This window comes from Streptomyces sp. NPDC002463 (assembly GCF_042889835.1).
Classification (GTDB): domain Bacteria; phylum Actinomycetota; class Actinomycetes; order Streptomycetales; family Streptomycetaceae; genus Streptomyces; species Streptomyces nymphaeiformis.
Genome location: NZ_JBIARL010000008.1, coordinates 114,247 through 137,864, shown reverse-complemented (window position 1 = coordinate 137,864; position 23,618 = coordinate 114,247). Strand labels below are relative to the sequence as shown.

Here is a 23,618-nt window from a genome sequence, read left to right as displayed (position 1 = left end):
CCATGTGACCAGCACCGCGCAGGCGCCCACGCCGCCGCCTTCCGAAGGCCGGGCGGCTCACCCGGACCACCTCGGCCACGTCATCTTCATCACCGCCTCCGCCGCCATGGGCGGCTTCCTCTTCGGCTACGACAGCTCCGTCATCAACGGCGCCGTCGAGGCGATCCGCGACCGCTACGACATCGGCTCCGGCACCCTCGCGCAGGTCATCGCCATCGCCCTGATCGGCTGCGCCATCGGCGCCGCCACCGCAGGACGCATCGCCGACCGCATCGGCCGCATCCGCTGCATGCAGATCTCCGCGGTCCTCTTCGCCGTCAGCGCCGTCGGCTCCGCGCTGCCCTTCGCCCTCTGGGACCTCGCCCTCTGGCGGATCATCGGCGGCTTCGCCATCGGCATGGCCTCCGTCATCGGCCCCGCGTACATCGCCGAGGTCGCCCCCGCCGCCTACCGCGGCCGCCTCGGCTCCTTCCAGCAGGCCGCGATCGTCATCGGCATCGCCATCTCCCAGCTCGTCAACTACGGCATCCTCCAGCTCGCCGACGGCGACCAGCGCGGTGAGATCGGCGGCCTGGAGGCCTGGCAGTGGATGCTCGGCGTGATGGTCGTCCCCGCACTCCTCTACGGCATGCTGTCCTTCGCGATCCCCGAGTCCCCGCGCTTCCTCATCTCCGTCGGGAAGACCGACCGGGCCAAGGAGGTCCTCGCCGAGGTCGAGGGCCACGGCGTCGACCTCGACCACCGCGTCGCCGAGATCGACGCGGCCATGCGCAGCGAGCACAAGTCCACCTTCAAGGACCTGTTCGTCGCCGGCAGCAGGTTCAAGCTGCTGCCCATCGTCTGGGTCGGCATCGGACTCTCGGTCTTCCAGCAGCTCGTCGGCATCAACGTCGCCTTCTACTACTCCGCGACCCTCTGGCAGTCCGTCGGCATCGACCCGTCCGGCTCGTTCTTCTACTCGTTCACCACGTCGATCATCAACATCATCGGCACCGTGATCGCGATGGTCCTGGTCGACCGCGTCGGCCGCAAGCCGCTCGCCCTCGTCGGCTCCGTCGGCATGGCGATCGCCCTCGGCTTCGAGGCCTGGGCCTTCTCCGCCGACCTCGTCGACGGCAAGCTGCCCCAGACCCAGGGCGTCGTGGCCCTCGTCGCCGCCCACGTCTTCGTGCTCTTCTTCGCCCTCTCGTGGGGCGTGGTGGTCTGGGTCTTCCTCGGCGAGATGTTCCCCAACCGGATCCGCGCCGCGGCCCTCGGCGTCGCCGCCTCCGCCCAGTGGATCGCCAACTGGGCCATCACCGCCAGCTTCCCGTCCCTCGCGGACTGGAACCTCTCCGGCACCTACATCATCTACACGGTCTTCGCCGTGCTCTCGATCCCCTTCGTACTGCTGTACGTCAAGGAGACGAAGGGCAAGGCGTTGGAGGAGATGGGCTAAACCCCGCTGCCCCTCTCCTCGCGACGACTGCCCCGGCTCACGCGCTGAGCCGGGGCAGTACGCCGTTCCTCACGCCGTGAGCCGCGGCAGTACGTCCCCGCAGAACAGCCGCAGGCTCCGCCACCCCTCCTCGACCGGCATCCCGCCGCACAGCGGATGCAGCACCAGGCTCTCCAGGCCGAGCGCCAGGCACTCCTCCGGGGTGACCACCCGGTACACCCCCTCCGCCCGCAGCTCCGCCACCGTCGTCGCCGTCGACTTCACCGCCGAGCGGATGTCCTTCGACTGCCAGGAGGCGTACGTCCGCGCCTCGTGCAGGAAGTGCTCGCCGTACTCCGCCCAGGTCCGGTCCGGGTCCTCCGACAGATGCAGCAGCGGGGTCTCCTCGGCCGGCATCATCGTCCAGCCCTCCGTGCCGTACTCCGCGCACCGCTCCCGGTAGTACGTCTCGAGCTCCGGCAGGTGCGCGCTCGGGAAGAACGGCAGCCCGAGCCGGGCCGCCCGCCGCGCCGCCGCCCGCGAGGAACCCCCGACGAGCAGCAGCGGATGCGGCCGGGTGAAGGGCCGCGGGGTGACCCGTACCGTACGGCCCTGATACGTGAAAGGCTCCCCGGTCCAGGCCGTCAGCAGGGTCTCCAGGAGCAGGTCCTGGAGCTTGCCGCGCCGCCCCCAGTCGACCCCCCGCTCCTCGTACTCCTCCGGCCGGTACCCGATCCCGGCCACTGTCACGAGCCGCCCCCCGCTCAGCAGGTCCAGGACCGCGATGTCCTCGGCCAGGCGCAGCGGATCGTGCAGGGGGCCGATGATCGCCGAGACGGTGACCGCGATCCTGCGGGTCGCGCCGAAGACCGCACCGGCGAAGGCGAAGGGGGAGGGGAGCCAGTTGTTCTCGACCCCGTGGTGCTCCTCGGTCTGCACGGTGTCGACGCCGTGCCCGTCGGCGTACGCGGCCATGGCGAGCGCGGCCCGGTAGCGCTCGGAGAGGGACTCCGGGGTCGCGCGGGGATCGACGAGGTTGAACCGTACGACGCTGAACGGCATGGGAAGTCCCCCTTCGCTGGTGCGCGGAAGGGGGACGGTATCTGACGTAGCGTCAGATGGAAACGGTCTCGCGCACTTCGGCGGGCGCGACCGTCGCCTTCTGCGCGGTCCGAGGCAGCACCGCGTACAGCGCCCCCGCGACCACGATCGTCACCGCCCAGCCCAGACCGTTCTCACCGATCCAGGACGAGGCGAGCGGACCGGAGAACCAGTCGACCTTGGTGAACAGCAGGCCCACGACCAGCGCCACGGCCCACGCCGTCATCGCCTGCCAGGCGAAACCGCCCCGGTACCAGTAGGCGCTGGTCCTCGTCGTGTCCATCAGCGCCACCGCGTCGTACGACCTCCGGCGCAGCATGTCCACGCCGAAGACCCCGATCCACGCCGAGAACGCCACCGCGAGCAGCGTCAGGAAAGAGATGAAGGAGCCGATGAAGCTGGTCGCCACCACCATCAGGAGGAAACCGAAGACCAGGCTGATCACGGCGTTCACGCTCACCGCCGCCGCGCGCGGCACCTTGATGCCGAGGGTCTGCGCGGTGAACCCGGCCGAGTACATCGACATCGAGTTGATCAGCAGCATCCCGATCAGGGCGATCACCAGATACGGCACCGAGATCCACATCGGCAGCAGCTCGCCGATGAAGGAGACCGGGTCCTGCGCCGAGGCCAGGTCCGGCGTGGACACCGCCATCACCGCGCCCATCAGCACCATCGGGAGCACCACGATCCCGGCGCCGCCGATCGTCGAGCCGACCATCGCGCGCGAGGAGGCCGTCCGGGGCAGATAGCGGGTGAAGTCGGGGCCCGAGGGAACCCAGCTGATGCCGCCGGCCGCGATCGTGCCGATGCCCGCGACCATCATCGCCGTCGAGCCGGCCGGCTTGTCGAAGACCGCCGACCAGTCGGTGTTCGCCACCAGATGGACCAGGACGAGCACCGAGAAGGCGCCGAAGAGGTACGTCGACCACTTGCTGCACACCCGCAGCGCGTTGATCCCGAGACCCGAGACCAGGAACGTGCAGGTCACGAACAGCAGCAGGGTCACCACGATGAGGAGCGTGTTCGACTTCACGCCGAAGAGCAGATCGAGGACGGTCAGCACCGCGTACGCGCCCGCGACCGCGTTGATCGTCTCCCAGCCCCAGCGGGCCACCCAGATCAGCGCACCGGGAAAAAGGTTTCCGCGCTGACCGAACACGGCCCGCGACAGCGCCATGCCCGGCGCCCCGCCGCGCTTCCCCGCGATCGAGATCAGGCCGACGATCCCGTACGAGAGGACCGGCGCGACGACCGCCACGGTCAGGACCTGCCAGAAGTTCAGGCCGTTGAAGACGATCAGACCGGCGCCCATCGTGAGCAGCAGCACACTGATGTTGGCCGCGACCCAGGTCGGGAAGAGCTCGCGGACCTTGCCGGTCCGCTCGGCGTCGGGGACGGGCTCGAGACCGCGGGTCTCCATGGCACCGTCGTGCGCCGCGCCTGCGGCTTCGGAGGCGGCGTGGGGCATAGGGGTACTCCGTTGTACAGATGTGGGGGAACCGCCCACTGTACGTGCTCCGCCATCGGCCCCCTCGTGGCCGATACTGGACGGGTTATGGAACTCATCCTTGCTGTAGTCATCGCTCTGGTCGTCGCGGTCGCCGTGACGAGCGGGCTCGTGATCAGCGGTCGCAAGAAGAAGCAGCTGCCGCCGGCCGAGCCGCCGTCCACCACGCCGACCATCACCGCTCCGCCCGCAGAGCCGCACGTCGGCGAGGAGGCGGAGACGCCGCGGGAGGAACCACGCCGCACCGTCGAGGAGGTCGAGCTCCCCACCGCCGAGGCCCCGGCCGCGGTCGAGGAGCCGCTCGTCGAGGAGCCCGTCGCTCCCGAGATCGAGGTCCCCGAGCCGACCGCCGGCCGTCTCGTACGGCTCCGGGCCCGGCTCGCCCGCTCCCAGAACTCGCTGGGCAAGGGGCTGCTCACGCTCCTGTCCCGCGAGCACCTCGACGAGGACACCTGGGAGGAGATCGAGGAGACCCTCCTCACGGCCGACGTCGGCGTCGCCCCCACCCAGGAGCTCGTCGACCGGCTGCGCGAGCGCGTCAAGGTGCTCGGCACCCGCACCCCCGACGAGCTGCGCGGCCTGCTCCGCGAGGAGCTCGTCGCCCTCCTCGGAGACTTCGACCGCTCGGTGAAGACCGAGAGCCCCGAGGACACCCCGGGCGTGGTCATGGTCGTCGGCGTCAACGGCACCGGCAAGACCACCACCACCGGCAAGCTGGCCCGTGTCCTCGTCGCCGACGGCAAGTCCGTCGTCCTCGGCGCCGCCGACACCTTCCGCGCCGCCGCCGCCGACCAGCTCCAGACCTGGGGCGAGCGCGTCGGCGCCCGCACGGTCCGCGGCCCCGAGGGCGGCGACCCGGCGTCGATCGCCTTCGACGCGGTCAAGGAGGGCATCGCCGAGAACGCCGACGTCGTCCTCATCGACACCGCCGGCCGGCTCCACACCAAGACCGGCCTCATGGACGAGCTCGGCAAGGTCAAGCGCGTCGTCGAGAAGCACGGCCCGCTCGACGAGATCCTCCTCGTCCTCGACGCCACCACCGGCCAGAACGGCCTGATCCAGGCCCGCGTCTTCGCCGAGGTCGTGGACATCACCGGCATCGTGCTGACCAAGCTCGACGGCACCGCCAAGGGCGGCATCGTCGTCGCCGTCCAGCGCGAGCTGGGCGTCCCGGTCAAGCTGGTCGGCCTCGGCGAGGGTCCGGACGACCTGGCGCCCTTCGAGCCGGGCGCCTTCGTCGACGCCCTGATCGGCGACTGACCCGCGGTCCACGCGCACGCGTGAGGGCCCCCGCCACCAGGTGGCGGGGGCCCTCACGCATGTCCAGCGCTCACGTGCCCCTAGAAGTGCGTGCGGTGGCAGATGTACGCCAGGGTGCCGAGCAGCAGCCGGGCCTGCGGCGGCGCGCCCGCCGTGTCCAGCGTCGGCGGACGCAGCCAGCGCACCGGACCGAGCCCGCCCAGGTCCGACGGGGGAGCGGTGATGTGGGAACCGGGGCCCAGGCAGTGCAGGTCCAGATCGGCGTCGTCCCAGCCCATCCGGTACAGCAGCTGAGGCAGCTCGGCCGCCGCGCCCGGGGCCACGAAGAACCGCGCCCGGCCGGTCGGGGTCGCGCACACCGGGCCCAGGGGAAGCCCCATGCGCTCGAGCCGCACCAGCGCCCGCCGGCCCGCCGCCTCGGCGACCTCGATCACGTCGAAGGCCCGGCCGACCGGGAGGAGCAGCGCCGCGCCCGGGTACTCGGACCAGGCCTTGGTGGCGTCGTCGAGGCCGGCGCCGGCCGGGACCGGTTCCGCGAACGCGAGGGGATGCGCGCCGGGGGCCGCGCAGGCCGGATCCCCGCAGGAGCACCGGCCGGAGACGGCCCGCACGCCGGGGACGACGTCCCAGCCCCAGAGTCCCGTGTACTCCGCCACCGCTGTGCACTCCGTGGTGCGTACGCGGCGGCGTGCGCCGGACCGCATCTCACGAATGCCGCCGATCGTGAAACCCATGCCCCCTCCAACGGGTCGAGCGCGCCGGTGGTTACGACCCGGAGCACCATCGTCACCCTTCGTCACGCTCCGTCCGCCGAAAATGGCGCACGGTGGTGCGTGGGGTGGTGCGGACCCTGGCACACGCCTCTCCGTGCTTCCGTCCGCCGACTCCGGTTCGTCGCATGTCAAGTGAATCGCGTTCCACGCGTGGCGAGTTCATTCGAAGGGGTGGCGAATGGTGGCGTTTCTTGAATCGACCTCGTGGAGGGGTGATCGTAGGATTACTTTCGGTACTCGAACCCCCGGGGCCGTCAGCACGCGTGGGTATGCCGGAGGCAACCCGGTTTCCAGTTCGAAGGAGTGCGAACGTCGGACGGGTGCCGCGAGAGGCGGCATTCTGATAGGGGTTCGGACGACAGTTTTTTCAGGTGGATGGGGGCGTTCCAGTGAGCGGCAACGGCGCAGACGGTACGACTGCCGGCAAGCGCCCGAACGAGCAGCTGGGCTCGTGGTTCGTGCGCAGCGGCTGGTCGAAGGGCGAACTGGCACGCCAAGTGAACCGCCGGGCGCGCCAGATGGGCGCGCACCACATCTCCACCGACACCTCGCGCGTGCGCCGCTGGCTCGACGGCGAGCAGCCCCGCGAGCCCATCCCGCGGATCCTCTCCGAGCTCTTCTCCGAGCGCTTCGGCTCGGTCGTCGCCGTCGAGGACCTCGGGCTGCGCACCGCCCACCAGTCGCCCTCCGTCTCCGGCGTCGACCTGCCCTGGGCCGGCCCGCAGACCGTCGCCCTGCTCAGCGAGTTCTCCCGCAGCGACCTCATGCTCGCCCGCCGGGGCTTCCTCGGCTCCTCGCTCCAGCTCGCCGCGGGACCCGCCCTCATCGAACCGATGCAGCGCTGGCTCGTCCCGACGCCCGTCGGCGACTTCGAGCGCCCCGAGCCCCTCGTGGACTCCCGCCGCCCGAACCGGCTCTCCGAGGTCGAGCTCGACCTCCTGGAGTCCACCACCGCCATGTTCCGCAAGTGGGACGCCCAGTGCGGCGGCGGACTGCGCCGCAAGGCGGTCGTCGGCCAGCTCCACGAGGTCACCGACCTCCTCCAGGAGCCCCAGCCCGCCGCCACCGCCAAGCGCCTCTTCACCTGCGCCGCCGAGCTCGCCGAGCTCGCCGGCTGGATGAGCTACGACGTCGGCCTCCAGCCCACCGCCCAGAAGTACTTCGTGCTCGCCCTGCACGCCGCCAAGGAGGCCGGCGACAAGCCCCTCGGCTCGTACATCCTGTCCTCGATGAGCCGCCAGATGATCCACCTCGGCCGGCCCGACGACGCCCTCGAACTCATCCACCTCGCCCAGTACGGCAGTCGGGACTGCGCCACCGCGCGCACCCAGGCCATGCTGTATGCGATGGAGGCCCGCGCCTACGCCAACATGGGCCAGCCCTCCAAGTGCAAGAGGGCCGTCCGGATGGCCGAGGACACCTTCGCCGACGTCGGCCTCGACGGCGAGCCCGAGCCCGACTGGATCGGCTTCTTCTCCGAGGCCGAGCTCAACGGCGAGAACTCCCACTCCTACCGAGACCTCGCCTACGTCGCCGGCCGCTCCCCGACCTACGCCTCGCTCGCCGAGCCCGTCATGGAGCGGGCCGTCGAGCTCTTCGAGAAGGACCCCGACCACCAGCGGTCGTACGCGCTCAACCTGATCGGCATGGCCACCGTCCACCTCCTCAAGCGCGAGCCCGAGCAGTCCGTGGTCCTCGCCGAGAAGGCCCTCGGAGTCGCCCGCAGCATCCGCTCCGAGCGGGTCAACACCCGGCTCCGCAAGACCGTCGACCACGCCGCCCGCAACTACAGCGACGTCGCCGAGGTCGTCCAGCTCACCGACCGGCTCACCCAGCTCCTCCCCGAGGCCGCCGAAGCGGTCTGACCCCACAGGAAAGGGCCCCACGGCCCGCCCCGGCCCCGCTGCGGGGCCCGCACAGACCCCGGCCGCGCCGGCCGTCCCGTAAAGCCCGACTCGGCTCCCCCGCCGCAAGGTCACACGGACGGCCCGGCGCGGCCGGCTTCGTTCCCCCGGACGGTGGACGGACGTCTCCTCGCCGTGATCCGGGCGTTCACGGTCGCGTAACACGCCCCACCCCTTCGTCACGGCCGCGAAACATCGAGCGGCATCGGTGGAAACCGCGGCGCGCGAATCTCTGGCGCATAACCGGCCACCCCTCACGGCCGGACGCTCCCCGGCCCCGCCCCGCACAGGCCGCTTCGACGACGAGGAGACGCCGATGGCACCAGCCATCACGACCCTGGCCGCAGACGCCCCCCAGCTGTCCGCCGCCAACACCGGGTTCATGCTCATCTGCTCCGCCCTGGTCATGCTGATGACCCCGGCACTCGCCTTCTTCTACGGAGGCATGGTCCGCGTCAAGTCCACCCTCAACATGCTGATGATGAGCTTCATCAGCCTCGGGATCGTCACGGTCCTCTGGGTGCTCTTCGGCTTCAGCCTCGCCTTCGGCACCGACTCGGGCTCGATCATCGGCTGGTCCTCCGACTACGTCGGCCTCAGCGGCATCGGCATCACCGAGCTCTGGGACGGCTACACCATCCCGGTCTACGTCTTCGCCGTCTTCCAGCTGATGTTCGCGATCATCACGCCCGCCCTCATCAGCGGCGCCCTCGCCGACCGCGTCAAGTTCACCGCCTGGGCCCTCTTCATCACCCTCTGGGTCACGCTCGTCTACTTCCCCGTCGCCCACTGGGTCTGGGGCGCCGGCGGCTGGCTCTTCGAGATGGGCGTCATCGACTTCGCCGGCGGCACCGCCGTCCACATCAACGCCGGCGCCGCCGCCCTCGGCGTGATCCTCGTCATCGGCAAGCGCGTCGGCTTCAAGAAGGACCCGATGCGCCCGCACAGCCTCCCGCTGGTCATGCTCGGCGCCGGTCTCCTCTGGTTCGGCTGGTTCGGCTTCAACGCCGGCTCCTGGCTCGGGAACGACGACGGCGTCGGCGCCGTGATGTTCGTCAACACCCAGGTCGCCACCGCCGCCGCCATGCTCGCCTGGCTCGCGTACGAGAAGATCCGCCACGGCTCCTTCACCACCCTCGGCGCCGCCTCCGGCGCGGTCGCCGGCCTCGTCGCCATCACCCCGTCCGGCGGCTCCTGCTCCCCGCTCGGCGCGATCGCCATCGGCGCCATCGCCGGTCTCCTCTGCGCCATGGCCGTCGGCCTCAAGTACAAGTTCGGCTACGACGACTCCCTCGACGTCGTCGGCGTCCACCTCGTCGGCGGTGTCGCGGGCTCCCTCCTCGTCGGCCTCTTCGCCACCGGCGGCGTCCAGTCCGACGCCAAGGGCCTCTTCTACGGCGGCGGCCTGGAACAGCTCGGCAAGCAGGCCGTCGGCGTCTTCGCGGTCCTCGCCTACTCCCTCGTCGCCTCCGCGATCCTCGCCCTGATCATCGACAAGACCATGGGCATGCGCGTCAGCGAGGACGACGAGGTCTCCGGCATCGACCAGGTCGAGCACGCCGAGACCGCGTACGACTTCAGCGGAGCCGGCGGCGGCGTCGCCCCCCGCACCGCCGCCCCCTCCGCCGCCCCCACGCAGAACACGAAGGTGGACGCATGAAGCTCATCACCGCGGTCGTGAAGCCGCACCGGCTCGACGAGATCAAGGAGGCCCTCCAAGCCTTCGGCGTCCACGGCCTCACCGTCACCGAGGCCAGCGGATACGGCCGCCAGCGCGGCCACACCGAGGTCTACCGGGGCGCCGAGTACACCGTCGACCTCGTCCCCAAGATCCGCGTCGAGGTCCTCGTCGAGGACGAGGACGCCGAACAGCTCATCGACGTCGTCGTGAAGGCCGCCCGGACCGGCAAGATCGGAGACGGCAAGGTGTGGAGCGTGCCGGTCGAGACCGCCGTACGGGTCCGCACCGGCGAGCGCGGACCGGACGCACTGTAAGCACGGATGGGAGCCGCCGGGTGACGAACCTCGACACGAGCGACACGACCGAAGAATCGGGACCCGGCGGATACGCGGCGGCCCGGCTGCTCCTCCTCCAGGAGAAGGAGCGGCCCGGGCCGCCGCGCCGTGCCGCCCTCGCCCGGCTCACCGACGACTGGCTGGCCGGCCTCTTCGCCGCCGCCGCACCGCCCCGCGGGACCGCCCTCGTCGCCGTCGGCGGCTACGGGCGCGCCGAACTCTCCCCGCGCAGCGACCTCGACCTCCTCCTGCTCCACGACGGCACCGCCGACAAGGCCGCCGTCGCCGCCCTCGCCGACCGGATCTGGTACCCCGTCTGGGACCTCGGCCTCGCCCTCGACCACTCCGTCCGCACCCCCGCCGAAGCCCGCGCCACCGCCGGCGAGGACCTCAAGGCCCACCTCGGCCTCCTCGACGCCCGCACCGTCGCCGGCGACGCCGGACTCGTCGCCGCCCTCCGCACCACCGTCCTCGCCGACTGGCGCAACCAGGCCCCCCGGCGCCTCCCCGAACTCGACGCGCTCTGCCGGGAGCGCGCCGAACGCGTGGGGGAGCTGCAGTACCTCCTCGAACCCGACCTCAAGGAGGCCAGGGGCGGCCTCCGCGACGCCCAGGTCCTGCGCGCCGTCGCCGCCTCCTGGGTCGCCGACGCCCCCCGCGAAGGCCTCGACACCGCCCGCCGCCGCCTCCTCGACGCCCGCGACGCCCTCCACCTCGCCACCGGCCGCGCCACCGACCGGCTCGCCCTCCAGGAACAGGACGCCGTCGCCACCGGACTCGGCCTCCTCGACGCCGACACCCTGCTGCGCGAGGTGTACGAGGCCGCCCGGACCATCTCGTACGCCACCGACGTCACCTGGCGCGAGGTCAACCGCGTCCTCAAGGCCCGCTCGGCCCGCCCGAGGCTCCGCTCCCTCCTCGGCAGGGGCGGCGGCGCGAAGGCACCCGTCGAGCGCACCCCGCTCGCCGAGGGCGTCGTCGAGATGGACGGCGAGGCCGTCCTCGCGCTCAGCGCCCGGCCCGAGCGCGACCCCGTCCTGCCCCTGCGGGCCGCCGCCGCGGCCGCCCAGTCCGCCCTCCCGATCTCCCTCCACGCCGTACGCCGCCTCGCGGCCGCCGCCCGACCCCTGCCCGTGCCCTGGCCCGCAGAGGCCCGCGAGGAGCTCGTCACCCTCCTCGGCGCGGGCGAGGCCACCGTCCCCGTCTGGGAGGCCCTGGAGGCCGAAGGGCTCATCACCCGGCTCCTGCCCGACTGGGAGCGCGTCCGCTGCCGCCCCCAGCGCAACCCCGTCCACACCTGGACCGTCGACCGGCACCTCGTCGAGACCGCCGTCCGCGCCTCCTCCCTCACCCGCCGCGTCGGCCGCCCCGACCTCCTCCTCGTCGCCGCCCTCCTCCACGACATCGGCAAGGGCTGGCCCGGCGACCACTCCGTCGCCGGCGAGACCATCGCCCGCGACCTCGCCGCCCGCATCGGCTTCGACCGCACCGACACCGCCGTCATCGCCACCGCCGTCCGCCACCACCTGCTCCTCGTCGAGACCGCCACCCGGCGCGACCTCGACGACCCCGCCACCGTTCAGTCCGTCGCCACCGCCGTCGGCACCCTCGGCACCCTGGAGCTCCTGCACGCCCTCACCGAGGCCGACGCGCTGGCCACCGGCCCCGCCGCCTGGTCCTCCTGGCGCGCCTCGTTGGTCGCCGACCTGGTCAAACGCGTTGCCGGCGTCCTCGCGGGCGCACCCCTGCCCGACCCCGAGGCCGCCGCCCCCAGCGCCGAACAGGAACGCCTCGCGATCGAGGCGCTGCGCACGGGCGAACCCGTCCTGACCCTGCGTACCGAGCCCGTCGTCGCGGAGTCGGAGGGACCCGAACCCGTCGGCGTCGAACTCCTCATCGCCCTGCCCGACCAGCCCGGCGTCCTGCCGGCCGTCGCCGGCGTCCTCGCCCTCCACCGGCTCACCGTCCGCGCCGCCGACCTCCGCGCCGTCGAACTCCCCACCGGCCTCGGCTCCGGCTCCGTCCTCGTCCTCGACTGGCGCGTCGCCGCCGAGTACGGCTCCCTGCCCGAGGCCGCCCGGCTCCGCGCCGACCTCGTCCGGGCCCTCGACGGCTCCCTCGACATCCCCGCCCGCCTCGCCGAACGCGAGGCGGCCTACCCGCGCCGCCGGGGCCTGGCCGCCCCGCCGCCCCGCGTCACCGTCGCCGCCGCCGACTCCCGCCTCGCCACCGTCATCGAGGTCCGCGCCCAGGACGCCCCCGGCCTCCTCCACCGCATCGGCCGCGCCCTGGAGGGCGCGGCGGTACGGGTCCGCAGCGCCCACGTCTCCACCCTGGGCGCCAACGCCGTCGACACCCTCTACGTGACCCGCCCGGACGGCTCCCTCCTCCCCGACGAGGAGGCGATCGACCTGGCCCGGGCACTGGAGGAGGCGCTGCGGTGAGACCCTGAGCCGACCGGACCTTCCACCGCCCCCGCGCGCCGGATTCGGCGGGCGGGGGCACACACTTCGAGCGGCCCGATACCCTGGAGGGCAATCCGACCGCCCCCGACACCGACGAGGATCCGCGACCGCCGTGTTCGATACCCTCTCCGACCGCCTTGCAGCGACCTTCAAGAACCTCCGCGGCAAGGGCCGTCTGTCCGAGGCGGACATCGACGCCACCGCGCGCGAGATCCGTATCGCGCTGCTCGAAGCGGACGTCGCCCTGCCGGTCGTCCGTGCCTTCATCAAGCAGGTCAAGGAGCGCTCGCTGGGCGCGGAGGTCTCCCAGGCCCTCAACCCCGCCCAGCAGGTCATCAAGATCGTCAACGAGGAGCTCATCGGCATCCTCGGTGGCGAGACCCGCCGTCTGCGCTTCGCCAAGACCGCGCCGACCGTGATCATGCTCGCCGGTCTCCAGGGTGCCGGTAAGACCACCCTCGCCGGAAAGCTGGGCGTCTGGCTGAAGAGCCAGGGCCACTCCCCGCTGCTCGTCGCCTGCGACCTCCAGCGCCCCAACGCCGTCAACCAGCTCTCCGTCGTCGCGGACCGCGCGGGCGTGGCCTTCTACGGCCCGCAGCCGGGCAACGGCGTCGGTGACCCGGTCCAGGTCGCGAAGGACTCCATCGAGTACGCGCGGACCAAGCTGTACGACGTCGTGATCGTCGACACCGCCGGCCGCCTCGGCATCGACCAGGAGCTGATGCAGCAGGCCGCGGACATCCGCGACGCCGTCAGCCCCGACGAGGTCCTCTTCGTCGTCGACGCCATGATCGGTCAGGACGCGGTCAACACCGCCGAGGCCTTCCGCGACGGCGTCGGCTTCGACGGTGTCGTGCTCTCCAAGCTCGACGGCGACGCCCGCGGTGGTGCCGCGCTCTCCATCGCGCACGTCACCGGCAAGCAGATCATGTTCGCCTCCAACGGCGAGAAGCTGGACGACTTCGACGCGTTCCACCCGGACCGCATGGCGTCCCGCATCCTCGGCATGGGCGACATGCTCTCCCTCATCGAGAAGGCGCAGCAGACCTTCGACGAGGAAGAGGCCGCCAAGATGGCCTCGAAGCTCGCCTCGAAGAAGGGCGAGGGCTTCACGCTCGACGACTTCCTGGCCCAGATGGAGCAGGTCCGCAAGATGGGCTCCATCTCGAAGCTGCTCGGGATGCTGCCCGGCATGGGCCAGATGAAGGAGCAGATCGCCAACATCGACGAGCGGGACGTCGACCGTACGGCCGCCATCATCAAGTCGATGACCCCGGCCGAGCGCCAGGACCCGACCATCATCAACGGCTCCCGGCGTGCCCGTATCGCCAAGGGTTCCGGCGTCGAGGTCAGCGCGGTCAAGAGCCTGGTCGAGCGGTTCTTCGAGGCCCGCAAGATGATGTCCCGCATGGCGCAGGGCGGCGGCATGCCGGGGATGCCGGGCATCCCGGGCATGGGCGGCGGCCCCGGTCGGCAGAAGAAGCAGGTCAAGCAGGCCAAGGGCAAGCGCAAGAGCGGCAACCCGATGAAGCGGAAGGCCGAGGAGCAGGCCGCGGCCGAGCGCCGCGAGCAGGCGCAGGCGGGCGGCGCCTTCGGTCTGCCGGCGGCGGGGCAGACCCCGAAGGACTTCGAGCTCCCGGAGGAGTTCAAGAAGTTCATGGGCTGATCAGTCCGGTGTGAGGGGCCCGGGGCGGTGTGAAACCGCCCCGGGCCCTTCTTCATCCCTCCGGACCGCCCGCAATGCCCCGTTTCTCCCGCTCTTCGATACTGGGGCCACTGCCGCCCCGAGGAGAGCCACGTGGCCAACCCCGTACCCCCGCGCGACCGGACCGACCAGCCCTGGCGCTCGGAAGGGGCCCCGCCACCCCCGTCGCCGAAGAAGAGGATGCCGGGAGGCTGGGGCGGCCTCATCCTCACGGCCCTGATCGTGTACCTGATCGCCAACATCGTGCTGTCGTTCTTCAACGAGGGCGACGGGCCGACCATCTCGTACACCGAGTTCGACAAGCAGGTCGCCGCCGGGAACGTCACCAAGATCTACTCCAAGGGCGACGCGATCCAGGGGCAGCTGAAGAACAAGCAGCCCATCCCCGACGGCGACGGCGACTACACCAAGTTCCAGACCCAGCGGCCCGCCTTCGCCGACGACGACCTGTGGGCGCAGCTGACCAAGCAGAACGTCACGGTCACCGCGCAGCCCGTCGTCCAGGAGCGCAGCTTCCTCGCCAACCTCCTGATCTCGCTCGCGCCGATGCTGCTGCTCGTCCTGCTGTGGGTGTTCATCGCCCGCCGGATGAGCGCGGGCATGGGCGGCGCGGGCGGCATGCTCGGCCGCAAGCAGCCGCCGAAACCGGTCGAGCTGGAGGGCGGCAAGCGCACCACCTTCCAGGACGTCGCCGGCATCGACGAGGTCGAGGGCGAGCTCAACGACGTCGTCGACTTCCTGAAGAACCCGCAGGCCTACCGCGAGATGGGCGCCAAGATGCCCCGCGGTGTGCTCCTCGCGGGCCCTCCCGGCACCGGCAAGACGCTGCTCGCGCGGGCCGTCGCGGGCGAGGCGGGGGTGCCGTTCTTCTCGGCCTCCGCGTCCGAGTTCATCGAGATGATCGTGGGCGTCGGCGCCTCCCGGGTCCGCGAACTGTTCGCCGAGGCCCGCAAGGTCGCCCCCGCGATCATCTTCATCGACGAGATCGACACCATCGGCCGGGCCCGGGGCGGCGGGTCCGGGATGGGCGGGCACGACGAGCGCGAGCAGACCCTCAACCAGATCCTCACCGAGATGGACGGCTTCACCGGCTCCGAGGGAGTCATCGTCCTCGCCGCGACCAACCGGGCCGACGTCCTCGACCCGGCGCTCACCCGGCCGGGCCGCTTCGACCGGATCGTCCACGTCAACCCGCCCGACCGGGGCGGCCGCGCGGCCATCCTCAGGATCCACACCCGGGAGATCCCGCTCGCCAAGGACGTCGACCTGGAGCACGTCGCCCGCACCACCCCCGGCATGACCGGCGCCGAGCTCGCCAACCTCGCCAACGAGGCCGCCCTCCTCGCCGTCAAGCGCGAGCAGAAGACCGTCACCCAGTCCGATCTGTCCGACGCCCTGGAGAAGGTCCAGCTCGGCGCCGAACGGCCGCTCGTGATGCCCCTGGAGGAGCGGCGCCGGACCGCGTACCACGAGAGCGGGCACGCCCTGCTCGGCATGCTCCAGCCCGGAGCCGACCCGGTCCGCAAGATCACCATCGTGCCGCGCGGCCGGGCCCTCGGCGTCACCCTCTCCACCCCCGACTCCGACAAGTACGCCTACACCGAGGACTACCTGCGCGGGCGGATCATCGGCGCCCTCGGCGGGATGGCGGCCGAGCAGGTCGTCTTCGGCGTCATCACCACCGGTGCCGAGAGCGACCTCGAACAGGTCACCAACATCGCCCGCGGCATGGCCGGCCGCTGGGGCATGAGCGAACGCGTCGGCCGCCTCACCGCCATCCCGAGCGACGCCCAGCAGGCGTACGGGCTCTCCGCCGCCCCCGCGACCCTCGACACCGTCGACGAGGAGATGCGCCGCATCGTCGACGAGTGCTACGAGAGCGCGGTACGCCAACTCCGCGAACACCGCGACCAACTGGACGCCCTCGCCGAGGCCCTCCTGGCCAACGAGACCCTGGAGGAGGACGCGGCCTACCGTGCGGCGGGCATCACGCGCGAGGGGCGGGAGGGGGAGGAGCGGGGGTGAGACGGAGGGTTGGATCCCGGATGCTGGATCCAACCTTCGGGATCCAATGTCCTGGACTCAGGATCCCGGATCCAACGTCCTGGCTCTGGATCCTGTATCCAACGTTCTGGCCCTGGATCCCGGATCCAATGTCCTGGATCCAACATCTCGGATCCCAGATCCACGACCTGACGGACTACCCCACCCGGGCGACCACGTACCGGAAGACGTTCGGCATCCATACCGTCCCGTCCGGGCGGACGTACGGGGAGAGTGACTCCTCGATCTCCTTCTCCACCTGGGAGAGGTCCGTCGCGCGGACCGCCTCGTCGAAGGCGCCCGTCGAGAGCAGCCCGCGCACCGCGCTGCCCTCGTCCGCGTAGCCGAAGGGGCAGGCCACCCGGCCGGAGCCGGCCGGTCGCAGCCCCGCCCCGGCCACCAGCGCGTCCAGGTCGGGACCCGGCACGGGCCCGCGGTCCGCGAGGCGGGCCGCGACCCGCAGCACCGGCTCCGTGGCGCACCGCTCCGGCGGCCCCCACCCGGCGAGGACGACCGCCGTGCCAGATTGGGCCGTACGGGTGAGAGTCCGCAGTTCGGGGAGGGTTCCGTCCGTCGGGTGGAAGGCCGTGATCACCTCGTACGGAAGGTCCGCCGGCGGCTCCTCCGTGACCGTGACGCCCTCCGGCAGCCGCTCCCTCGCCAGCTCCACGCGCGCGTGGTCCCGGTCCGCGCCGACGACCCGCGCGCCCCGTGCCGCCGCCATCAGGAGGGCGAGCCCGGAGCCGCAGCCCAGGCCGAGCAGGCGGGTACCCGCGCCCACGCCCAGGCGGTCGTACACCGCCTCGTACAGCGGGACCAGCATGCGTTCCTGGATCTCGGCCCAGTCGCGCGCGGGGTGGTGCGGGACGAGCGTAGGTGTCATGGAAAAGCGCCCCAATCCGTGCTCGGACGACAGCCCCCCGTAGTCAGGGAACTGCGCTTCCCGGGCCGCGTCCAGTGCTCGGGCCGGACCGATTCGCCCGGGGGAGGGGCGGTGCGCCGCCTTGCCTCCGGAGCCGGTAATGTCCTCGCAACATCCCCCGGGCCGCTCCGGCCCCTCGGGGGCGCGCGCACCGCGGCCACGCGCCGGGGCGTATGCGCCACTACGCACCGGCTTGACGATCCCTGCGTGACTTCTCCGCAGATCGGGGCACTGGCCCGCGTCGGGACACATCAAGGCAACTGACGGGTACGTGCAAAATATTTGGGATGCCCCGGAATGGAACCCGGGGGCACTCCGGCTCGTTGTACGCGACGTGAGCACGACACCCCCTGTTCTCGCCGCAGAGCTGGCAGAGGCGTGGGCCGACATTCAGCGGCACCACCCCGAGCTGCCCGACCTTGCCGCGCCCGAGTCCCTGATCGGAGAGTCCTCGTCCGCCTGCGGCGCCGAGCTCTCCTTCGAGCGACTGCTCCACGAGGCAGTCCACGGCATCGCCGCCGCCCGAGGTGTCCGCGACACCTCCCGCGCCGGCCGCTACCACAACCGCAGATTCCTCGCGATCGCCGAGGAGATGGGCCTCGACCATCCCGAGGAGCCGCACGCCAGCAGCGGCTTCTCCCTGGTCACGCTCAACCCCGAGGCCAGGCGCCGCTACCGGCCCACCATCGAGCGGCTCCAGCGCGCACTCAAGGCGCACACGGTCGCCACGGCCGCCGACACCAAGCGCTCCTTCCGTGGACCGGCCGCCCGGCACGGCTCCTCGGGCGGCGGCGTGCGCGTCAAGGCCGTCTGTGACTGCGGGCGCAACGTGCGCGTGGTCCCGTCGGTGCTCGCCCAGGCCCCGATCGTCTGCGGCGGCTGCGGCAAGCCCTTCCGTATCCCGGAGACGGTGGGCGCCGCCAACTGACCCGGCGGCGTGTGGCACAATGGCTAGCTGTACTCGACAGTCGCACAGGACCCCTCTCTCCTCCGGCTGACGCGTCCATCGGGCACCCGAGTACCGCAACCCCACGTGGCATCTCAAGTGCCCAACCACGTCAAGACCAGGAGACACCACTCCAGTGGCAGTCAAGATCAAGCTCAAGCGCCTCGGCAAGATCCGCCAGCCGCACTACCGCATCGTCGTCGCCGACTCGCGCACCCGTCGTGACGGTCGCGCGATCGAGGAGATCGGCCTCTACCACCCGACGTACAACCCGTCGCGTATCGAGGTCGACTCCGAGCGTGCGCAGTACTGGCTGTCCGTCGGCGCCCAGCCGACCGAGCCGGTTCTCGCCATCCTGAAGCTCACCGGCGACTGGCAGAAGCACAAGGGTCTGCCGGCCCCCGAGAAGGCTCTGCTCGTCCCCGCCACGAAGGAGGCGAAGCGCGCCTCGTTCGACGAGTTCGCGAAGACCCTCGAGGGCGGCGACGACAAGGGTGAGGCCATCACCCCGAAGGCCAAGAAGGCCGACAAGAAGGCGGACGAGGCCGAGGCCGCGTCCACCGAGTCGACCGAGGCCTGATCATGCTCGAGGAGGCTCTCGAGCACCTCGTGAAGGGCATCGTCGACAACCCCGACGAGGTGCAGGTCGCCTCGCGCAACCTGCGCCGGGGCCGCGTGCTGGAGGTCCGGGTCCACCCCGACGACCTCGGCAAGGTGATCGGCCGCAACGGCCGCACCGCGCGTGCGCTGCGCACCGTCGTGGGTGCCATCGGCGGCCGGGGGATCCGCGTCGACCTCGTCGACGTGGACCAGGTCCGCTGAGCAGGTCGGCAGCATCACCTTAGTTGTGCCGGCACGGGCCGGGGAGGGCTGAAGAGCCCTCCCCGGCCCGTTGTCGTACGTACGAGCTGTGTGACAGGAGAGTGTGGAGCAGTGCAGTTGGTAGTCGCGCGGATCGGCCGCGCCCACGGCATCAAGGGCGAGGTCACCGTCGAGGTGCGGACGGACGAGCCCGAGCTCAGGCTCGGCCCCGGTGCCGTGCTGTTCACCGACCCGGCCTCCGCCGGGCCGCTGACCATCGAGACCGGCCGCGTCCACAGCGGCCGGCTGTTGCTGCGCTTCGAGGGCGTCCGCGACCGCAACGCCGCCGAGGCCCTGCGCAACATCCTCCTCATCGCCGAGGTCGACCCCACGGAGATGCCCGAGGAGGAGGACGAGTACTACGACCACCAGCTGATCGACCTCGACGTCGTCCTCGCCGACGGCACCGAGATCGGTGTGATCACCGAGATCTCCCACCTGCCCTCGCAGGACCTCTTCATCGTCGAGCGCCCCGACGGCACCGAGCTGATGATCCCCTTCGTCGAGGAGATCGTCACCGAGATCGACCTGGAGGAGCAGCGGGCCGTGATCGACCCGCCGCCCGGCCTGATCGACGACCGCGCCGAGATCGTCTCCTCCCGGGACGACGGCGAGCAGTCCGGCGACGAGGCCGGCGAGGAGCAGGCATGAGGCTCGACGTCGTCACGATCTTCCCCGAGTACCTCGAACCGCTGAACGTCTCCCTCGTCGGCAAGGCACGCGCGCGCGGACAGCTCGACGTCCATGTGCACCACCTGCGCGACTGGACGTACGACCGGCACAACACGGTCGACGACACCCCCTACGGCGGCGGCCCCGGCATGGTCATGAAGACCGAGCCCTGGGGCGACGCGCTCGACCAGACCCTCGCCGACGGCTACGAGGCCGGCGCGTACGGCCCGGTCATGGTCGTCCCCACCCCCAGCGGCCGCCCCTTCACCCAGGAGCTCGCCGTCGAGCTCTCCGAGCGGCCCTGGCTGATCTTCACGCCGGCCCGCTACGAGGGCATCGACCGGCGCGTCATGGACGAGTACGCGACCCGGATGCCGGTGTACGAGGTCTCCATCGGCGACTACGTGCTCGCCGGCGGGGAAGCGGCCGTCCTCGTCATCACCGAGGCCGTGGCCCGCCTGCTGCCCGGCGTCCTCGGCAACGCCGAGTCCCACCGGGACGACTCCTTCGCCCCCGGCGCCATGGCCAACCTCCTGGAGGGCCCCGTCTACACCAAGCCCCCCGAGTGGCGCGGCCGGGACATCCCCGACGTCCTCCTCAGCGGGCACCACGGCAAGATCGCCCGCTGGCGGCGCGACGAGGCCTTCCGTCGCACCGCCGCCAACCGGCCCGACCTCATCGAGCGCTGCGACCCGTCCGCCTTCGACAAGAAGGACCGCGAGGTCCTGTCGATGATGGGGTGGGCGCCCGAGCCCGGCGGCCGATTTTGGCGCAGGGTCGAGGGCGTGGAAGAATAGGCCGCTGTCGTCCGTCCGGCGCGCGCCCCTGCCACAGGGGGAACGACGCCGCCAGAAACGGACGACGCTTCCCATCACTCGTACGTACCGCTGATGACCTGTGGCATCAGCGAGGAAAGAGACCTCCATGGCCTCCCTGCTCGACCAGGTCAACGCGGCCGCGCTCCGCTCCGACCTCCCCGCCTTCCGTCCCGGCGACACCGTGAACGTCCACGTGCGCGTCATCGAGGGCAACCGCTCCCGTATCCAGCAGTTCAAGGGTGTCGTCATCCGCCGCCAGGGCTCGGGCGTCAGCGAGACCTTCACGGTCCGCAAGGTCTCGTTCTCCGTCGGCGTCGAGCGCACCTTCCCGGTGAACAGCCCGATCTTCGAGAAGATCGAGCTCGTGACCCGCGGTGACGTCCGTCGCGCCAAGCTCTACTACCTGCGTGAGCTGCGCGGCAAGGCTGCCAAGATCAAGGAGAAGCGCGACCGCTGAGCCCCGGCTCCCGGCACGCCCCACGCTTCCCGCTCCCCGCACAGACAGGCCGGATAGGCTCTGCCAGCGATGGACACCGAAGCACAGCACACGGAGCGCGACCCCTCCTCCCACACGGATTCGTCCGGTACGGAGGAAGGGTCGCGCTCCGCGCGCGTTTCCGACGACTCGGGGCGCGGCCCCTCCTGGCGGCGCACCGGCCTCGTGGGCGGCGCCTGCGTGGCCTTCCTGCTGCTCCTGAGCCACTTCGTCATCCAGCCGTTCCTGATCCCCAGCGGCTCCATGGAGCCCACGCTCCAGGTCGGCGACCGGATCCTCGTGAACAAGCTGGCGTACCGTTTCGGCAACGAGCCCGCCCGGGGTGACGTCGTCGTCTTCGACGGCACCGGCTCCTTCGTGGACGAACAGCCCCGGGGCAATCCGGTCACCGGGCTCCTGCACGACGGGGCGGCCGCCCTCGGCCTCGCCGAGCCCGACGAGACCGACTTCGTGAAGCGGGTCGTCGGCGTCGGCGGCGACCGGGTCGTCTGCTGCGACAAGGACGGCCGGCTCACCGTGAACGGCGTCCCCGTCCAGGAGCGGTACGTGATGCTGGGCGACCAGCCCTCCAGCGTGCCCTTCGACATCGTCGTCCCGCAGGACCGGCTCTGGGTCATGGGCGACCACCGCAGCCAGTCCAGCGACTCCCGCGACCACCTGGGCAGCGCCGGCGGCGGCATGGTCCCCGTCGACAAGGTCGTCGGCCGCGCCGACTGGATCGCCTGGCCCTTCGGCCGCTGGTCCACCGTGCCCGGCACCGACGCCTTCCACGCCGTACCGGCACCGCCGGCCGGCGGACACGGAGCGGGAGCCCATGGGTAGCCGGGGCCGGGCACCCGGCGGGTCCGCTCAGAGCCCCGCCGCCGCCCCGCCGGGCCGGGCCGAGCGCCGCAGGCTCGCCCGCAAGGTCAAGCGGCGCCGTCAGCGCTCCGCGCTCCGGGAGATCCCGATCCTGGTCACGGTGGCCGTGCTCATCGCGCTCGTCCTCAAGACCTTCCTGGTCCAGGCGTTCGTCATCCCCTCCGGCTCCATGGAACAGACGATCCAGATCTCCGACCGGGTCCTCGTCGACAAGCTCTCGCCCTGGTTCGGCGCCCGTCCGGAGCGCGGCGACGTCGTCGTCTTCAAGGACCCCGGCAGCTGGCTCCAGCAGGAGACGACGCCGCCCGCCGACGACCCGATCGGCATCAAGCAGGCCAAGCAGGCCCTGACCTTCATCGGCCTGCTGCCCTCGGCCGACGACCGGGACCTGATCAAGCGGGTGATCGCCGTCGGCGGGGACACCGTCCGCTGCTGCGGCGAGGACGGGCGGATCAGCGTCAACGGCATGCCGCTCGACGAGCCGTACCTCCATCCCGGGAACCCGCCGTCGAAGATCCCCTTCGAGGTGCAGGTCCCCGAGGGCCGCATCTTCGTCATGGGCGACCACCGCTCCGACTCGGCCGACTCCCGCTTCCACCTCGACGAGGAGGGCCACGGCACCGTCTCCGAGGAGCAGATCGTCGGGCGGGCCGTGGTGATCGCCTGGCCCTTCGGGCACTGGCGCACCCTGGAGCAGCGGGACACCTTCTCAGCCGTACCGAACGCAGGTGCGAGTTCCGCGACCGCATCCGGTCTGTCGCATAGTGTGTCCCCGCGCATTCTGAACGGATTGCCCGGGCTCCCGACCCCTGCGGAACTTCTGCTCGTTATGGGAGTGGTGGGCCTGTCCCTGACCCGGGGCGGGCGTTCGCACAGACTGAGGAGTGGATGTGGGGGATTTGGCCGTCGGCGCACGATCCGGACACGATGAGCCCGACAAGAGGGCCGACGGGGCCTTCGGCGATGACACGACGGGTGACGACGTGACGGGTGACGAGCAGGCGCAGCCGCCGGGCGGCGGTACGCCGGGCGAGGGCGGCGACGAGGCGGCGGGCGGACCCGCCAGGGGCCCGAAGAAGCCCCGCTCCTTCTGGAAGGAGCTGCCCCTCCTCATCGGCATCGCGCTGGTGCTCGCCCTGCTGATCAAGACCTTCCTGGTGCAGGCGTTCTCGATCCCCTCGGAATCGATGATGAACACCCTCCAGAAGGGCGACCGGGTCCTCGTCGACAAACTGACCCCGTGGTTCGGCTCCGAGCCCGAGCGCGGCGAGGTCGTCGTCTTCCACGACCCGGGCGGCTGGCTCGAGGGCCAGGAGACGCCCAAGCCGAACGTCGTGCAGAAGTTCCTCAGCTTCATCGGCCTCATGCCGTCCGCCGAGGAGAAGGACCTCATCAAGCGCGTCATCGCGGTCGGCGGCGACACCGTCTCCTGCAAGGAGGGCGGCAAGGTCGTCCTCAACGGCGTGGCGCTCGACGAGAGCGCGTACCTCGCCCCCGGCGCGGTGCCCTGCCAGGACTCCTTCGGCCCGATCAAGGTCCCCAAGGGCCGCATCTGGGTCATGGGCGACAACCGCCAGAACTCCCTGGACTCCCGCTTCCACCAGCAGCTCCCCGGCGGCGGCACCGTCTCCAACGACGAGGTCGTGGGCCGCGCCGTCGTGATCGCCTGGCCCGTCACCCGCTGGGCCACGCTCCCGGTGCCCGACGTCTTCGACAACCCCGCGCTCAACAAGGCCATGGGCGCCGCCCCCCTCGGGGCGGCCGGTCTCGCCGGAGCGCTCCCGCTGGTGCTGTGGCGCCGGAAGAGGCAGGCCGCAGGGCATACCGCCGAGTAGCGACCCGCGGGTA

The 23,618-nt window shown here is 71.4% G+C and carries 21 protein-coding genes; 17 read left to right on the top strand and 4 right to left on the bottom strand.

Translation table 11 applies throughout. The features are described 5' to 3' along the window. The first annotated feature begins 4 nt into the window (after positions 1-4). Positions 5-1,438: a sugar porter family MFS transporter gene (locus ACFYX3_RS18075; protein WP_389014183.1), complete on the top strand. Its 1,434-nt coding sequence runs from the start codon at positions 5-7 to the stop codon at positions 1,436-1,438. 69 nt (positions 1,439-1,507) lie between these two features. On the opposite strand, the gene ACFYX3_RS18070 is transcribed toward ACFYX3_RS18075, so the two are convergent. After that, positions 1,508-2,479 carry an LLM class flavin-dependent oxidoreductase gene (locus ACFYX3_RS18070; RefSeq protein WP_389014180.1) on the bottom strand — a complete coding sequence of 324 codons (972 nt, stop codon included), beginning with the start codon at positions 2,477-2,479 and terminating at the stop codon, positions 1,508-1,510. 52 nt (positions 2,480-2,531) lie between these two features. Next, the gene (locus ACFYX3_RS18065) at positions 2,532-3,989 is read right to left on the bottom strand and encodes a cytosine permease (protein ID WP_389014177.1); all 1,458 of its coding nucleotides are present in this window, start codon (positions 3,987-3,989) and stop codon (positions 2,532-2,534) included. An 87-nt stretch (positions 3,990-4,076) separates the two neighbouring features. Between ACFYX3_RS18065 and ftsY the strand changes: the two genes are divergently transcribed. Next, complete coding sequence (gene ftsY, locus ACFYX3_RS18060; protein ID WP_389014174.1) at positions 4,077-5,288, top strand: signal recognition particle-docking protein FtsY; 1,212 nt, start codon at positions 4,077-4,079, stop codon at positions 5,286-5,288. A gap of 80 nt (positions 5,289-5,368) precedes the next feature. Here the strand turns inward: ftsY and ACFYX3_RS18055 are convergent, their stop codons facing one another. Next, positions 5,369-6,022, bottom strand: a complete 654-nt coding sequence (locus ACFYX3_RS18055; RefSeq protein WP_389014171.1) for a bifunctional DNA primase/polymerase — start codon at positions 6,020-6,022, stop codon at positions 5,369-5,371. Between the two features lie 428 nt (positions 6,023-6,450). On the opposite strand from ACFYX3_RS18055, the gene ACFYX3_RS18050 reads away from it, so the two are divergent. The 6 genes from ACFYX3_RS18050 to ftsH all read left to right on the top strand — a co-directional run bounded on the left by ACFYX3_RS18050 (position 6,451) and on the right by ftsH (position 16,176). Further along, complete coding sequence (locus ACFYX3_RS18050; protein ID WP_382661740.1) at positions 6,451-7,926, top strand: hypothetical protein; 1,476 nt, start codon at positions 6,451-6,453, stop codon at positions 7,924-7,926. A gap of 355 nt (positions 7,927-8,281) precedes the next feature. Beyond that, positions 8,282-9,625, top strand: a complete 1,344-nt coding sequence (locus tag ACFYX3_RS18045; protein WP_389014168.1) for an ammonium transporter — start codon at positions 8,282-8,284, stop codon at positions 9,623-9,625. Then, positions 9,622-9,960, top strand: a complete 339-nt coding sequence (locus tag ACFYX3_RS18040) for a P-II family nitrogen regulator (protein WP_116158629.1) — start codon at positions 9,622-9,624, stop codon at positions 9,958-9,960. Before ACFYX3_RS18045 ends, ACFYX3_RS18040 begins: the two co-directional genes overlap by 4 nt. A 20-nt stretch (positions 9,961-9,980) precedes the next feature. Next, complete coding sequence (locus ACFYX3_RS18035) at positions 9,981-12,425, top strand: [protein-PII] uridylyltransferase (protein WP_389014163.1); 2,445 nt, start codon at positions 9,981-9,983, stop codon at positions 12,423-12,425. A gap of 133 nt (positions 12,426-12,558) precedes the next feature. After that, on the top strand, positions 12,559-14,112 hold the full coding sequence (gene ffh / locus ACFYX3_RS18030) for a signal recognition particle protein (protein WP_382661744.1): 1,554 nt from the start codon (positions 12,559-12,561) through the stop codon (positions 14,110-14,112). 132 nt (positions 14,113-14,244) lie between these two features. Continuing rightward, positions 14,245-16,176 carry an ATP-dependent zinc metalloprotease FtsH gene (gene ftsH / locus ACFYX3_RS18025; RefSeq protein WP_389014159.1) on the top strand — a complete coding sequence of 644 codons (1,932 nt, stop codon included), beginning with the start codon at positions 14,245-14,247 and terminating at the stop codon, positions 16,174-16,176. A gap of 175 nt (positions 16,177-16,351) precedes the next feature. Here ftsH and ACFYX3_RS18020 read toward each other — a convergent pair whose 3' ends face one another. Further along, on the bottom strand, positions 16,352-17,077 hold the full coding sequence (locus ACFYX3_RS18020; protein ID WP_389014156.1) for a methyltransferase domain-containing protein: 726 nt from the start codon (positions 17,075-17,077) through the stop codon (positions 16,352-16,354). 373 nt (positions 17,078-17,450) lie between these two features. Here ACFYX3_RS18020 and ACFYX3_RS18015 point away from each other — a divergent pair, with 373 nt between their 5' ends. The 9 genes from ACFYX3_RS18015 to lepB (ACFYX3_RS17975) all read left to right on the top strand — a co-directional run bounded on the left by ACFYX3_RS18015 (position 17,451) and on the right by lepB (ACFYX3_RS17975) (position 23,605). Next, a complete protein-coding gene (locus tag ACFYX3_RS18015; protein WP_376592503.1) occupies positions 17,451-18,044 on the top strand; it encodes a hypothetical protein in 594 nt (197 codons plus the stop codon). Positions 18,045-18,198: 154 nt separating this feature from the next. Continuing rightward, complete coding sequence (gene rpsP, locus ACFYX3_RS18010; RefSeq protein ID WP_015036470.1) at positions 18,199-18,642, top strand: 30S ribosomal protein S16; 444 nt, start codon at positions 18,199-18,201, stop codon at positions 18,640-18,642. Positions 18,643-18,644: 2 nt separating this feature from the next. After that, positions 18,645-18,884, top strand: coding sequence for an RNA-binding protein (locus tag ACFYX3_RS18005; RefSeq protein ID WP_020868149.1), 240 nt, complete (start codon positions 18,645-18,647; stop codon positions 18,882-18,884). 111 nt (positions 18,885-18,995) lie between these two features. Then, positions 18,996-19,574, top strand: a complete 579-nt coding sequence (gene rimM, locus ACFYX3_RS18000; protein WP_376592501.1) for a ribosome maturation factor RimM — start codon at positions 18,996-18,998, stop codon at positions 19,572-19,574. Further along, positions 19,571-20,392 (top strand): tRNA (guanosine(37)-N1)-methyltransferase TrmD, encoded by an 822-nt coding sequence (gene trmD, locus ACFYX3_RS17995; protein WP_389014151.1) that lies wholly within the window; start codon positions 19,571-19,573, stop codon positions 20,390-20,392. The genes rimM and trmD overlap by 4 nt, the downstream gene beginning before the upstream one ends. A 127-nt stretch (positions 20,393-20,519) precedes the next feature. Continuing rightward, positions 20,520-20,870 carry a 50S ribosomal protein L19 gene (gene rplS / locus ACFYX3_RS17990; RefSeq protein ID WP_317874030.1) on the top strand — a complete coding sequence of 117 codons (351 nt, stop codon included), beginning with the start codon at positions 20,520-20,522 and terminating at the stop codon, positions 20,868-20,870. Between the two features lie 69 nt (positions 20,871-20,939). Next, a complete protein-coding gene (lepB, locus tag ACFYX3_RS17985) occupies positions 20,940-21,731 on the top strand; it encodes a signal peptidase I (protein WP_376592499.1) in 792 nt (263 codons plus the stop codon). Next, the gene (gene lepB / locus ACFYX3_RS17980; protein WP_389014146.1) at positions 21,724-22,701 is read left to right on the top strand and encodes a signal peptidase I; all 978 of its coding nucleotides are present in this window, start codon (positions 21,724-21,726) and stop codon (positions 22,699-22,701) included. Before lepB (ACFYX3_RS17985) ends, lepB (ACFYX3_RS17980) begins: the two co-directional genes overlap by 8 nt. Further along, complete coding sequence (gene lepB / locus ACFYX3_RS17975) at positions 22,670-23,605, top strand: signal peptidase I (RefSeq protein ID WP_116158620.1); 936 nt, start codon at positions 22,670-22,672, stop codon at positions 23,603-23,605. The genes lepB (ACFYX3_RS17980) and lepB (ACFYX3_RS17975) overlap by 32 nt, the downstream gene beginning before the upstream one ends. Positions 23,606-23,618: the final 13 nt, after the last annotated feature.